Source organism: Psychrobacter sp. ANT_WB68 (assembly GCF_008369115.1).
Lineage (GTDB): Bacteria > Pseudomonadota > Gammaproteobacteria > Pseudomonadales > Moraxellaceae > Psychrobacter.
The window spans coordinates 292,463-306,234 of sequence record NZ_VOAZ01000001.1 but is presented as its reverse complement, the minus strand read 5'-3'; the positions used below and the strand labels follow the sequence as shown (position 1 = coordinate 306,234).

Annotated in this window: 12 protein-coding genes; 3 read left to right on the top strand and 9 right to left on the bottom strand. The window is 44.4% G+C overall.

The window, feature by feature from the left end:
- The first annotated feature begins 155 nt into the window (after positions 1-155).
- Together FQ084_RS01315 and FQ084_RS01310 are read left to right on the top strand one after the other, a co-directional pair.
- Complete coding sequence (locus FQ084_RS01315; protein ID WP_149488841.1) at positions 156-1,055, top strand: LysR family transcriptional regulator; 900 nt, start codon at positions 156-158, stop codon at positions 1,053-1,055.
- Positions 1,056-1,156: 101 nt separating this feature from the next.
- The gene (locus FQ084_RS01310) at positions 1,157-1,675 is read left to right on the top strand and encodes a DUF302 domain-containing protein (protein ID WP_149488840.1); all 519 of its coding nucleotides are present in this window, start codon (positions 1,157-1,159) and stop codon (positions 1,673-1,675) included.
- Positions 1,676-1,760: 85 nt separating this feature from the next.
- On the opposite strand, the gene FQ084_RS01305 is transcribed toward FQ084_RS01310, so the two are convergent.
- The 9 genes from FQ084_RS01305 to epmB form a co-directional block, all read right to left on the bottom strand.
- The gene (locus FQ084_RS01305) at positions 1,761-2,048 is read right to left on the bottom strand and encodes a DUF4031 domain-containing protein (RefSeq protein WP_149488839.1); all 288 of its coding nucleotides are present in this window, start codon (positions 2,046-2,048) and stop codon (positions 1,761-1,763) included.
- Positions 2,049-2,089: 41 nt separating this feature from the next.
- Positions 2,090-2,389, bottom strand: a complete 300-nt coding sequence (locus FQ084_RS01300; RefSeq protein ID WP_149488838.1) for a DUF4298 domain-containing protein — start codon at positions 2,387-2,389, stop codon at positions 2,090-2,092.
- 54 nt (positions 2,390-2,443) lie between these two features.
- A complete protein-coding gene (locus FQ084_RS01295; protein WP_149488837.1) occupies positions 2,444-4,720 on the bottom strand; it encodes a transglutaminaseTgpA domain-containing protein in 2,277 nt (758 codons plus the stop codon).
- Complete coding sequence (locus FQ084_RS01290) at positions 4,717-5,766, bottom strand: hypothetical protein (protein ID WP_149488836.1); 1,050 nt, start codon at positions 5,764-5,766, stop codon at positions 4,717-4,719. Before FQ084_RS01290 ends, FQ084_RS01295 begins: the two co-directional genes overlap by 4 nt.
- A gap of 89 nt (positions 5,767-5,855) precedes the next feature.
- Positions 5,856-6,815: an AAA family ATPase gene (locus tag FQ084_RS01285; protein WP_149488835.1), complete on the bottom strand. Its 960-nt coding sequence runs from the start codon at positions 6,813-6,815 to the stop codon at positions 5,856-5,858.
- 50 nt (positions 6,816-6,865) lie between these two features.
- Complete coding sequence (locus FQ084_RS01280) at positions 6,866-7,321, bottom strand: c-type cytochrome (RefSeq protein WP_149488834.1); 456 nt, start codon at positions 7,319-7,321, stop codon at positions 6,866-6,868.
- A 247-nt stretch (positions 7,322-7,568) separates the two neighbouring features.
- Positions 7,569-9,662 (bottom strand): EAL domain-containing protein, encoded by a 2,094-nt coding sequence (locus FQ084_RS01275; RefSeq protein ID WP_149488833.1) that lies wholly within the window; start codon positions 9,660-9,662, stop codon positions 7,569-7,571.
- 190 nt (positions 9,663-9,852) lie between these two features.
- Entirely contained in the window at positions 9,853-11,679 is a 1,827-nt protein-coding gene (locus FQ084_RS13180) for a hypothetical protein (protein WP_188032870.1), read from the bottom strand.
- A 253-nt stretch (positions 11,680-11,932) separates the two neighbouring features.
- On the bottom strand, positions 11,933-12,940 hold the full coding sequence (gene epmB / locus FQ084_RS01265) for an EF-P beta-lysylation protein EpmB (RefSeq protein ID WP_149488832.1): 1,008 nt from the start codon (positions 12,938-12,940) through the stop codon (positions 11,933-11,935).
- Between the two features lie 174 nt (positions 12,941-13,114).
- On the opposite strand from epmB, the gene efp reads away from it, so the two are divergent.
- Positions 13,115-13,687, top strand: coding sequence for an elongation factor P (gene efp / locus FQ084_RS01260; RefSeq protein WP_149488831.1), 573 nt, complete (start codon positions 13,115-13,117; stop codon positions 13,685-13,687).
- Positions 13,688-13,772 lie beyond the last annotated feature (85 nt).

The window sequence follows — 13,772 nt, the reverse complement described above, 5'->3', positions numbered from 1 at the left end:
TTGAGCACAGACCTATTCATCTTATCGTGCTGATTTAGTAGACACAAGCCACAGTTTTACCAGCCTATTAAGCTTTATACTGACCATTATAGTCGTTTCTGTAATGATAACAATGTGCTATATTTGCAAATATCTTTTACACAGTGGTAATAATAATGCGCTGGGATGGTATTAGCGAGTTCGTTCATGTGGCGGAATACGAGAGCTTTACGCGCGCCGCAAAAGAATTGGGCATCTCAACCGCACAAGTCAGTCGGCAGATAAGCGCCTTAGAGAAGCGACTTAACATTAAGTTGCTGTATCGCACTACACGTCAGGTATCACTGACAGAAGAAGGCCGCGTGTTTTATCAGCATTGCCGCGGTGTGCTCGATGGCTTGGATGCCGCTGAGCAAGCCGTGAGCAATTTACAGTCAAAGCCCCAAGGCAGAATTAAATTGACCGCCCCTGTCACTTATGGCGAGCAGCAATTGTTGCCACTGGTCAATGACTTCATGGTGCAGTATCGCGATATTGAAGTAACGGCTTTTTTGAGTAATCAAAAAATCGACTTGGTCGAGGGCGGCTATGATTTGGCGATTCGTATTGGCAAGTTAAGCGACTCAACCATGATGGCAAAAAAGCTTAGCAGCCGTACCAACTTCGTCTGTGCCGCGCCCGCTTATCTCGAGAAATATGGCATACCCCATTCTTTGAGCGAGCTGAGTCAACATAACTGCTTGCTTGGCACGCGTGACTATTGGCATTTTATAGATGCTAAAAAAATAGAGACAGAAACTAGAAAAGATGCTGATAAGGAAAAAAACCTGCGGGTCTCTGGTAGCGTGCAATATAACAGTGGTCACAGCCTAGTCGATGCCGCCTTAAAAGGTCTAGGTATCGTCCAGCTGCCTGATTATTACGTGCAGCAATACTTGGCATCAGGTGAGCTGGTCAGCTTACTAGATAACTATAGAGAGCCTGAAGAAAGTATCTGGGCCGTCTATCCGCATAACCGTCATTTATCGCCGAAGATTAGATTATTGGTAGATTATTTGGCAGAGCGCCTAGCGTAAATATTATCCAATACCTTTAATAAATATCCGTAGTATGAGAAGAAAAGTATGTGACACAACCATCAGTCATTAAATAAACAATGATAATAAAAGGATTTTTTATGCTTAAAATCATTTCTATTGCCGCTCTCGCTTTAGCCGTTTCCTCTTGCGCCAGTATCGAAAAAACCTTAAATACACCGGATAAGGTGCCGTCAACGCCAGAAACAATAGCTACTATCCATGCTGCAAAGGGTCTGGTGACGATGCAAAGTCCTCATTCCGTGCAAGATACTGCTGATAAGCTGGCGGCGATCATCGAAAGCAAAGGCATGAAAGTATTTGCGCGAGTCGATCATCAAAAAAATGCACAAGGTGTCAGTCTAGTGTTAAGACCAACACAAGTGATTATGTTTGGTAACCCTAAAGCAGGCACGCCATTGATGCAGTGCGAGCAAAGTATCGCCATCGACTTACCGCAAAAAATTCTCATCAGCGAAGATGACGATAAAAAAGTGTGGTTGTCGTACAACGATCCTGAATATTTAAAAAATCGTCATAATATCAAAGGGTGCGATACCGAGATTGCTAACATCGCAAAAGCCCTTAATGGCATCAGTCAAGCAGCTATCGCGAAGTAAGGCTACAAATGAAAACCTGAACAAATAAAAAGGTGGGAAACGAAATTGCAACCCACCTTTTTTATATCTTTAACAGCTTCACTTATTAGCAATGCTCAGACCGTGCTATTTGCTCATGCAACTCTACTTTTAACTTCTTCGCACATTCGATAATTTTTCTTCTATCGGCAGGGATAGCACCGTTTTCGATAGCAGTTAAGCGCATTTGTACCGTGACATCATAGTGTGGATAACTGGCATTACGATGAAATAAGCGTTTATCCACTTCAATCAGTGCGGCAAAATCATGCAACTCTTGCAGGGTATCGGCCAGCATATGGCAGCACTTATAGCCTTTAAATTCTATTTGCATAAAATCCACATATATTGCCATATAGCCGACCCCTTTATTGTTTCTAACACTTCATAGTGTGTTTATGATCTATCGATGACATCCAGTCCCAATCGCATCCACTTAATCGCCTGTTCTTGACGATCAGCTAAGCTATTCCATAGCGCATCTTCACTGAGTATCGAGTGCACATCTGCGGCGCACTCGAGCCTGACCTCACTGGCATTATCGATGCGCCATTGCTCACTTTGATAGTATTCTTGCAGCTCTGCCATTAGCTCACCTGCTTTTAACCATTGCGCTTGTGCTTCTTCGATTTTTTGATGTAGCGCATGCCAACGCTCATATTTTTCTTGTAATACCTGCGGATCGAATTCTTTCATTTTGATACCTTCTACTTATATACCTACTCAGCCGTACTCTTCTAAGAAAAATTACTAGAACAATTCATGAGCATCTTTTTTTAGCTGTTTGAGCACAGCTTGGTATTCACTATGATTGGTTTCAAGCGTGCTTAGACGACCATAACGTAGCTGACGATAATCTTGTTGCATCTGTTTAATTTTTGCTTGAGCAGCTTTTGGGTCATTCCTATTAATTAATTTACTTATCTCAATATTATTCTGAGTATTTAAATCGCTATCATGGTTATAAACATCCTTAGCCAGTCGCTCAAGCCATGCCAACTGCCCTTCGCTCTCATCACGAGCTAGTGCTTTATTATGCTTGCTAAGACGCTTTGATAATTGAGTAAGCGGCAAATCTGCCTGATGCCAGCGTTTACGGCGCCGTTGCCAGATAACGAATACCAAAATAGCCATGACGATAATGACACTCGCCGCTAACCAGATGATTTGCTGCATGATTGAGCGGATATTAAACCACTTGAGTAATGAGTCAGCTTGCTTGTCCTGATCATAACCGACAACGTCTTTTTGCCAATAGTAGCTGGCTTGGTCTGAAAGGCGGCGTAAGGTTTGCAGCATTTGATATTGCTGATAGCTAATTTGTGCGCCAGCCCCCTCACCAAACATCGCCGCCCCTTGTGACTGTGTCAACGCATCCATTCCTTGCTCGACGCGCTCAGGCGCAACAAAGGCGGTCGGATCGACACGTACCCAGCCTTGTCCCGCAAGCCAAACCTCTGTCCAAGCGTGTGCATCCTTTTGCCGTACTTCCCAAACATTACCAGCGCGGCTCAGCTCGCCACCTTGATAGCCTGCCACGACGCGCGCTGGAATACCCGCGGCCCGCATCATAAAGGTAAAGCTGGAAGAATAATGTTCACAGAATCCTGCCTTAGTCTCAAATAAAAACTCATCAATACGGTTTTTATTCAAACGTGGCGGCGATAGTGTATAGCGAAATTCTGTTTGATTGATCCAGCGCTCAATAGCGGCCATATAGCGTACAGGCTCTGAGCCTGACTGGGAAAAAAGCTGCTGAGCCAATGCTCGTGCTTGCGGGTTACCCTCACTAGGCAGCGCAAGATTCAGACGCCGTGACTCATCAGACAGAACAGGGTCGATACGCATCGGTGCAAACTGCAACACATCGTAGCGCAGCTGTTGGGTAATTGGCTGGTCTTTTAATAGGGTAAAGTCCGAGGTGATACTGACATCTTGCTGCTGTGCAAACGGATAATCAAGTCCAAATAGCCAGTTTTGCTGCGTAGGTTCTAAGATAATCTGGTAGTTATTGGGATTAGCTTTTCCTGCTTCAGGGACAGTAGCAAAAGCATTTTTAATCCAAGTGGGTGCTTGCAGTGCAGGCTGCCATTGTCGTTGCTGAGAGCTAGGACGCCATGTGACCCCATCAAAGTCACTAAATACCAAGCCGCGCCAATAAAGCTCCTGCTGCGCTGGCCTGTTGTCTGCAAATTCCACCCGAAAGGCCAGCTCTGTCGATTGTCCCAAATTAGCAAAATCACCGGGTGACATGCTATCAGAGACGCCTGTGGTCGCTTGCTGCCCTGATAATTGCACTGACCATAGCGGTGGCACGCGTGGAAAGAATAAAAACAATACCACCAATAATGGCAACGCCCCGATACCCAACACGCCCAACGTACGCAAGCGACCGTCACCGCGACTATTGCCATCGTCATTTAACGCAATAAAGGCCAATAATACAATGACCGCGCCGATGATAACTTCCAAAGTGGTGACTAATCCTTGATCCATCAAAAACAGCGCTGCTAATACGAATAATGATAAGTTGAGTACCACGTAAGCATCGCGGCGCTTGTACAACTCCCACAGCTTACTAATAAGACAGAGCACTAAAAAAGCCACACCCATATCCAGTCCAAACGCGGTATTGTAAGTCAGCCATAGACCGGCCAACCCCAATAAGAAGCCGAGCATTTGCATGCCTTGATAGACGCGTTTTAAATGTGATGTTTTTTTAAATCGAGATTTTACATGCGGCAGCTGAGCTATGATGCTGACCACTGCAAAACCCATGAGCCATAATGGCAGGTGCGCGGCATGAGGTAAGATAATGACAACTTGAGCCATTAATACCCAATAGTAGGCTGGCAGAGCAAGTAGCTTGCGATACCACTTAACCTCGCCGATCCGGTCACTATAAGCACTGATATTTTGACCCAAGGCCAAACGCTCAAAGCTGGTAGGATTCGTTGCATTTGTTGCAGAGAAGCCTGTAAATTCACGTTTGGCTTCATTTATAGGAAGTCGCTTAGAGTTGTTCATGGTGCTTTTGCCAATCTTAGCAAGCACGCTTGCGCAAAAGCATCACCTTCACCCATCGGTGCATCAGAGAGTTTATCAGAGACAGCATCGTTGGATAGACGCATATTAAATGGTACACCTAGTTCACCCAATCTCATCGCACCATACGCCAGTTGCGCCAGTTTTTGCTCATGATGTGCCGCTGGCATATCAGCATAATCCAACGTTTGCTCGTGACCGACTGGGTCAGCGAAATGCTTGGTAAACATGCCTTGGCCGCGTGCTACATGACCCCAAGAAACCCGTGCTAGCGACTCACCCTCGATATAATTATCCAGTCGTTCAAAATCATCTTGACCTTGCCGATACTGCCCGCCTACGGGCAAATCTTCCTGACTTGTGATTGTATATTGTGACTGCCAATCAAATACCTCAGGTTTTGGATATACCCACGTCGTACGCGCAAAATAGACATAAGACCACGCCCGCATAATACCTAAGGGATAGACCGTTTTGATTTTTAATCGCGGTAATTCAAGCTGCCCACGAGTATGTGTCTGCACAGGTAAACGAATAATTTGCTCGCCTTGGAGCCGTGTGACAAGTACTGACTGTTGACTATCAGCACTATTTTTTATTTTCTTACTGGCTTTTTTATCCGTCTCTTGATCAAGCTGCTCAAAGCTAAATAATAGCTGACGTCTTGGATGGCGGCTCTCACTACGCAGCTGCAGCGTAACCCAAACAGGTGCACCTGCTTCTGCAATGGTCACCTCTATGAGGTGCACTTTTAGACCTGAGATATGAGCAAAGGTCACATGAAAGCTGATAAGCCAAACGCTGACCAGATAAAAACACAGACCCAGCACCAAGTTATTGCCATAGTTGATGCCAGCGATAAAGGTAATTATCAATAACACCGCAAACAGCATCCCCTCACGGCTAAAAAAGATATAGACATTACGCAAATTGAGCGTAGCGCTATCGCTTTTGGGTGACCGCGCGGCAAACCAACGGCTTAATGCGGAAGTAGCTGGTACGGTTAAGGCTTTTGGCAAAAGGCTCATGACTACCCTATCCTTACCATAAAATTGACACTCTCATCGATAACAAACGAGCAGCTCTGAGAGCGAATGCATTGTGAGCGAACAAGTGGTCAAACAACCACAGCCACATCTGCCAAAATACGCTGTGCAATAGTTTGCATCGCTTGCCCTCCAGTTACATGCGCGGGCAAAAAGCGTTGACCGAGGCGATGGTCAGTAACCGCAGCAAACACGGCTTGAATATCTTCAGGCGTCACTTCCATGTGTCCCGATACATAGGCATAAGCCTGTGCAGCTCGCTGTAGCGACAGCACCCCACGTGGTGATAATCCATGATACTCGTGGCTTGCTCGTGTTTTTGCAACCAATCTTTGCAGGTAATCCAAGACCACATCGGCGACATAAACCTGCTTGACCCCTTGCTGAGCCATCAACACAGCCTCCGTACCAAGTACGGCAGGCAACGCTTTTAATAGCTCGCGGCGATCCTGACCCTTTAACAGCTCACGCTCTGCCTCAGCCGATGGATATCCTAGCGACAAACACAATAAAAACCGATCTAACTGCGATTCAGGAAGCGGATAGACACCTGCTTGTTGCAATGGGTTTTGGGTCGCAATCACAAAAAATGGCTGTGGCAAAGCATAGGTTTGCCCATCTTGCGTCACTTGCCGTTCTTCCATCGCTTCTAATAATGCGCTTTGTGTCTTAGGACTGGAGCGATTAATCTCATCTGCCAATAACAGCTGAGTAAAAATAGGCCCAGAGCGAAACTCAAACTGCTGTTTACTTTGATCAAAGATACTCATGCCCAAAATATCTGCCGGCAGCATATCATTGGTAAACTGCACACGGCTAAAGCTGAGACCGAGTAATTGTGCCAATCCCTGCGCCAATGTTGTCTTGCCCATGCCTGGCAAGTCTTGCAGCAATAGGTGCCCACCAGCCAATATGCCGCTAAGCGCCAACTTAATCGCCTGCGGCTTGTCTAGTACGATTTGATTTAGCTGCATCATAAGCTGGGCAATTTTGTGCTGATTGTGGCGGTAGTCGGTAGCAGTATGGTTCATTATCGATTCTTAGCTCATTTTTTATAGTGATAATCATGTTAAATCGGGTGTTACTTTATCTCATCAGCCGTTGGCACCGGTGCACGAAGCGTTGATAAATAAGCTATCACATCTGTACGCTCCTTAGCATCTGGCATCGGGTCTGACAGCATTTTTGAATCGGGCATGGCTTTTTCAGCGTCAGCGATATAAGCATCAAGCGTCTCAGCATCCCATACCCAACCTGATGTCTTCAGCCCTTCACTATAAGTGTAGTCTTCTAGCTCTGCTGCTTTTGCACCGTAAATATTCATCAACTGTGGACCTTTTTTATTGAGTCCTGGATTTAGCTGATGACACTGACCGCAAGCATCTTGATATATCAGTGCACCATTATCGGCGTCGCCCTCAGTATAGAGTGGCAGCGTGACAGGAGCGCGATAATCAGGGGGCGTTTGCTCACAAGCGGTGAGCAATAAAACAGCAGTAAACATACCGCTTAATTGATATTTTTTGACAATAGACATGTTGTGAAAATCTTTAATTGAGGGGCGTGGGCTATGTATGCGTCTACCTCCACCATAATGCAAGGCAAAGATTGAGCAACATACATAGCGCTGTGAAGAAAATATATGGGTAGTTGCTAAGAATTAAATATGGCTGATTTGGCTAAAATTAATTTCACTAGGCCATACTTACAAACTCAATAGCATTAAAACCTTCATTCAGCCATGAAGCTTGGATTTGTATCTATGCTTAAGTTTAGACGACAACCTACGTCTCGCTTGATACTTTTATAGTATTGCTAGGCGCTTCTAGATAATAACCTTGCAGATAACGCGCGCCCACGCTCCAAGCAACGGACATGGTCGCGGCATCCTCAATATAAGGCATCAAGACGTCAACGCCAATCTCGTTGGTACGGACGATAAGCGATTTGACCGTCTCTAGATTCTCTGGCGCGTCAATCCCTTCTACATAACTGCGGGCTAAACGAACCATATCAGGCTGAACAAAGTTGGCAAGCTCCACAGTCTTAGTAGATGAGCCAAAATTATTGATACATAATTGACAGTTTACTTGATTAAGCGCGGCAAATTGCGATTTTGCGACAGTTAAATGGTCAGCAATATCGTTCTCATGAAACTGTAAAGTTAATGCACCCGCTTTACCGCCCACTGCATTGATCAATTGACTGGCTACACTCGGTAATTTTTTATCTATTAAAGAAGCGCTGGTCAGTTGCACCAGTAAGCGCGCTTCCGGGTGTGATTTACGCACGTCATTGATTTTTTTACAGGCATTGATGAGTATCCAGCGGTCTATTTTTTCAAGTAAGTTATGGGCCTTGGCCACTGCCATAAATTGGTCAGGCGTCAATACCGTATTGTCCGAATCCGCCAATGGTAGGCGCAGGTATACTTCAAAAAAATCACTCCGATCATGGTTAATGTCATATATCGGCTGGAAGGATAACTCAAAGCGATTATTGGCAATCGCATCGACTAAAGATTCAGCAAGTGCATGATCATCCTTATTGGCATGTTCACTGGCATCGTATAAATGGTATTTGCCGCCATTATTGGAGGTTTCAATCATAATTTGATTGATGGCATCCATCGCTCGCTCAAGCAATATCCTTGGTTCAGGGGTGTTTCTTTCTACTTTAACAATAGCAATACTTGCCGTGGTATTTGTCGTCCGCTTATCGACTTCGATAAACATCTCACTGATGGTCGAAACCATTTTTTGCGCCAGTTTTTCTAGGTCTGCGGTGGTGTAATTTTCCACCAAAATAGTGAAGGCCGTATCACTAAAACGGCTCACATGACCGTCTACCACTAGTTCATTTAATGCATAAGCAACTTGCTGAACCGTGGTATCGACACCTTGCAAACCCAAACCACTTCTAATTTTACCGATATTATCGAGCTGAATATAGAACAGTCCTGCCGTCAAAACGCCTTGTCTTGCCTGTTGGTATAACGCCGCCAACTGCTCTTCAAAGCTGCGGCGATTATCAATGCCCGTTAGACTGTCTTTACGCTCAGCCTCAGCCAAGCGCTTCGCAACTTCGGCACTATTACTATTGTTTTGTTGAATAATAATCTGGGTAACGGGTTCACCGTCCAAGGTTGCCGAGGCCAACTGTAATTTTGCCTCAAACGTACTGCCATCCGTGCGTTTACTTTCAAAATTAAACTCAACGTCTTTACGATTACCTTTCTCAAATTGACGTAGAAACTGCTTAAAACCCTTGACACTCTCACCGCCAGAGATTAAGTCAACAACGGGTACGCCTATCGCATCGTTTAACGACTCAAAACCAAACAACTGCAGATAAGGGTCATTGGCAAAAATATGAATACCTTGATCGATATAAGCGACGGCACTTTTTGAGTTTTTAATGAGAACATTTGCGCGTTGCTCCGCCCCAGACAAGACGTGACGCAAGGTGGTAAGCTGTCGACGACTACGTAAGTTGTCGTGCAGCAAGCAAATAGACATGATGACTGCCGTTTCTTGCTCTGCACAAAGTGCCTTAACCATCGTACCATTCACGATAGACGGCAAGCCTTCCTCATTACGAGCATTGGCTACCGTGTCTTTATTTATCAAGCAAACCGATGGCAAATCAATACTTTGCTCTTGGATGATACCAACCACATCGGTAAAATTCATATCGTACGCTTGACCGAAAACCAACACATCCCATGATTGACGTAGCGACTTTAATAGCTCCTCTTTGTCATCTAAAAAACCTAAGTTCACACTATCATAATACGACCCTAACAAGTCTACGAGACGCTCAGCGTAGAGCTGGTCAGCATCGATGACTAATAGGTTTAAGATGGACTGAGTACGCATAGAATGCCTTTTAAATCATAGGAGCAGTTTCGTCATTATAAACAATAATTTAACCGGATGCTGCTTAAGTTACAATCACAATGCCATGTTACGAATCTTTAGATATCATTAAGCTAAAAACTAAATACGCTTAGACGCATGTTAAGGGTTCAGCATGGAAAACTTATCTCATGCTTTGCCAGGTTCACCTTTAAATTTGTACCACTTCATATTGGCTAAACTCATCTGTCGTCAGCAAACGCCGTACTAAACGCAATGTTTTTTGTTTGGTATTGATACGCATCATCACTTTATCACCTGCTTGAAAATATGAGGTCGGCACTATGAGGCTACAGCCAGTTTGGAGCTGCTCATCGTCACCGATGACAAATGCGGGCACAAAATGTCGACTGCGACTGTCTCTATCTTGCAGGCGAATACCACAAGATATTAGCTGATGACCAATTACTTGCCAGTCAACCTCAGAATTTTCGCTGTCCATATCGAGCCAGCGCACGACTCCTATTGACCAATCAGCTGAGGCTAAATTGTCAGAGCGACACAATAAGAAAAGACTCATGATTCGTAACGGCGGTGGTTCGATAGAAACCAGCACGTCATTTTCAGCTATCCTAGCGACATTCTTTACCTTTTTGGCGCGATATTTCTCTGCAGAAACCTTATTTATCTTAATATTTTCTGTTGATGCTGCGGTGCCAATAAAAAGATTCACTTTTTTAATCGCAGTTGACTCAGCTGATTTTGGTAACAATCGCAGGGTACGAAAGTGGGACAAATCATGATTACTATCAAACGTTTCTACCATCAACGTTTTATAAGCAGACTGGTTTTTCGGTAAGGTATCATAGCGAGGCTGGTGCTGGTCGGGCAACTCTTTAGCGGCAATCAAGCTTGATAAGCCTTGCTCATTACTCAGTCGGTAATGAATGTGATTGAACCCAGTAATAAGCTTTACCGCTTGCCTATCACTTTGTTTGATTGGTAGCGTCAATGGCGGCTGGATATAGCGATAGCTTAACGTCATGGCGACAGTGTTCAGTAAATAACACTCAACCCCTTCTCGACCTTCCTCGATGAGCTTGAGAGATCTTGATTTTAAATAGACGATTAGCGGTGCCAGTTCTATAAACACACAATTGTGATGGGCGTCGTAGGGATTAATGACAGAATGCGCGGTCAAGTAAGTAGGAGGATTGTCACTGTGTAAATTAACAAATACTTTTGTCTCAGTCTGCGGCTCTACGGATGTGACGAGATGTTCGCTCCATTCTAATAGCAAACGCTGCACCATTAATACATTGGCTCGACGCATAGCGCGTACATTTAACAAACTGTGCAGGCATAATTGACCATATAATCGATGAATATTATCCGCACAGTGGGTAGTAATATAAGCGCTCACATCAATATCAACAGTTTGCTGTTGGCAAGCCATATAGTAGAGCTGATTTATATTAGACCATAAATATGCGGCTGGCTTCTGATAACAAAGCGCGTCTTCGAACAGCAGCTTCTGATACATCAGTAGCGTCTGATAGCTAGCAATGGCCAAAGTAATGGGTGAGGAGCTGTCATTGGTAAAATAGCGCTGCCAAAGACCATTCGATGATTGCTGCTGCTTACCTTCCAAAAAGGCAGTTTCTCGCTGTATGACCCCGTCATATACCATAATGATTAAATAATACAGCGACTTTACCTGTGCCACATAGCCCAGCTGATAGTCGTTAAAAGCCTCTACCTCATATATATAATGTTGGCGTAACGTCGCAATCAGCTGATTACTTGCATCCATCACAATACTAAGTAATGTTAGGCGTTGCCGATCATCTATATTTGCCAGCCGTAATTCTATGAGCACTTTTTCTAGTTGCTCTATTTGCTGCGTCTCTGTTTGCATGGGCAACAGCGCCGCCCATTTAAGCAAATGCGGCTCATCACTATTAAGCGGCCTCATTAATGTCTGCAATGCGGGCGTGTCAGTACTTAAATATTGTTGCAACGTCGATAAATTTACCATTACTATCCTTAGTAATTACGCAAGCTATCAATAAATGTCTGATGTCTATAGCTGTTTTCAAGATTTAGGTCCACAAGTAACACCACCTTTAGACATGACGACTAACTGACCTATTTACGATTTTTTATTGCTGCGGTTTTGATAACATTTGACGATTTAGCTTTTTTAATCATTTCTTATTAACGGCCTTTCACCAACAACGATTTTAATCGTTATTTGTTCACCAAAATAGTAATCCACCATATTGCCCATTTTAGGCATGATTGTAAATATCAATCGGCACCTTAAAAGGTTTATTTGGCAACTCTCTGACCAATTTTGGCACCAAGTAACCAGGCAATGCCGCGAGTAACGCCCAATAAAGCGTAATGGCCGCGCGCTCATCACGATCAAAATGGGCCGCGCCTGCCACTTTGTCTAATACATGCAGATAATAAGGCAGCACGCCGGCCGCAAACAAGCGTTGATTAAGTGCCGTTTGTACCGCCACGCTATCATTGATATCCTTTAATAGTACCGCTTGGTTTAATAAGGTGACGCCAGCCGCACGCGCACGCTGCAAATATTCGGCGGTCAGTTCATCAATCTCATTGGCATGATTACAATGAATCACCATGACAATTTGGCAGCGGCTCTGCGACAATCTATCCAATAAGGCATCATCTAGGCGCGCTGGAATCACCAATGGTAAGCGGGTATGCAACCTGATGGTGGTCAGCTGTGGAATCGCTTCTAAGGTATCTAGCCAAGCAAATAAGCGCCTGTTGGTGACATTTAATGGGTCGCCGCCGCTCAAAATCACCTCATTGATTTCAGGATGAGCGCTGATATAGTTGATAATGTGTGCTTTGGCATCGGCGGTTGGCATATTGGCGCTATAATCGAAATGCTGGCGAAAGCAGTAACGACAATGAATCGCACAGGCACCCGTAATCGTTAACAATACCCTTGACTGATATTTATGCAATAAACCTTTAACTGGATTTTGCGTATTCTCGCTTAAGGGATCTGCCACGTAACCAGTCACAGCGATTTGCTCTTTTTTATTGGGCAATACTTGTTTGAGCAAAGGATCCTGACTGTCACTGACCGTCATTTTTGCCACAAAAGCGCGCGGTACACGCAGCTCAAAGTGCTCAGGTATATAGACCTCTGAGCGCAGTGAATCCAGCTTTAAAAGCCCAAGCAGCTCATCAATAGAGGTTATCGATTCGGATAATTGCGTTTGCCAGTTTTTTTGTGTGATTAAATGGTTTATCATGACAACCTTATACCTGTGCCCAAAAGCCGATATTATACGCTCTTAGTGCGTCCGCTATCAAAGCGTCCGAACTATTCATACAACACTAAGCATTATAAGCGGTTTTAGCACAGCAAGGCTTAAACCCCACATCCAATTATTGATGACAATACTTACAACCCTTAGGAGTCTTCCGTGGCAAGTTTTTCTACTAACGAATTTAAAGCTGGTCTCAAAGTCATGCTCGATGGCAACCCTTGTGCCATTCTTGAAAACGAGTTCGTCAAACCTGGTAAGGGCCAAGCTTTTAACCGCGTTAAGCTGCGTAACCTTCGTAGCGGCAAGGTATTGGAGCAAACGTTTAAATCGGGCGAGAGCTTGGAAGCGGCGGATGTCATCGATACTGAAATGAACTATCTTTATAACGATGGTGAGTTTTGGCACTTTATGCATCCTGAGAGTTTTGAGCAGTTACAAGCTGACAAAACCGCGATTGGTGATGCGACAAAATGGCTAAAAGACAACAGTAACGCCCTTTGTACTATTACCTTATTTAATGGTGTGCCATTATCTGTAACACCGCCTAACTTTGTTGAATTACAAATCACCGAAACCGATCCTGGTGTCCGCGGTGATACGTCAGGCGGCGGCGGTAAGCCTGCCACGCTAGAGACCGGCGCTGTGGTACGTGTGCCATTATTTGTTCAGCAAGGTGAAGTTGTTCGTGTTGATACGCGTACCGGTGATTACCAAACGCGCGTTAGCTAAGTGTTTTTACACTTTACCTGTTTTATTAAAGATAAAAAAAGCTTAACCACTTATTAGCGGTTAAGCTTTTTTAATGCTGAATATT

Coding starts and splice junctions, on each gene's coding strand:
- FQ084_RS01285 (WP_149488835.1), bottom strand. CDS start 6,815: ATGAACCATACTGCTACCGACTACCGCCACAATCAGCACAAAATTGCC.
- FQ084_RS01280 (WP_149488834.1), bottom strand. CDS start 7,321: ATGTCTATTGTCAAAAAATATCAATTAAGCGGTATGTTTACTGCTGTT.
- FQ084_RS01315 (WP_149488841.1), top strand. CDS start 156: ATGCGCTGGGATGGTATTAGCGAGTTCGTTCATGTGGCGGAATACGAG.
- FQ084_RS01305 (WP_149488839.1), bottom strand. CDS start 2,048: ATGGCAATATATGTGGATTTTATGCAAATAGAATTTAAAGGCTATAAG.
- FQ084_RS01300 (WP_149488838.1), bottom strand. CDS start 2,389: ATGAAAGAATTCGATCCGCAGGTATTACAAGAAAAATATGAGCGTTGG.
- epmB (WP_149488832.1), bottom strand. CDS start 12,940: ATGATAAACCATTTAATCACACAAAAAAACTGGCAAACGCAATTATCC.
- FQ084_RS13180 (WP_188032870.1), bottom strand. CDS start 11,679: ATGGTAAATTTATCGACGTTGCAACAATATTTAAGTACTGACACGCCC.
- FQ084_RS01290 (WP_149488836.1), bottom strand. CDS start 5,766: ATGAGCCTTTTGCCAAAAGCCTTAACCGTACCAGCTACTTCCGCATTA.
- FQ084_RS01295 (WP_149488837.1), bottom strand. CDS start 4,720: ATGAACAACTCTAAGCGACTTCCTATAAATGAAGCCAAACGTGAATTT.
- FQ084_RS01310 (WP_149488840.1), top strand. CDS start 1,157: ATGCTTAAAATCATTTCTATTGCCGCTCTCGCTTTAGCCGTTTCCTCT.
- FQ084_RS01275 (WP_149488833.1), bottom strand. CDS start 9,662: ATGCGTACTCAGTCCATCTTAAACCTATTAGTCATCGATGCTGACCAG.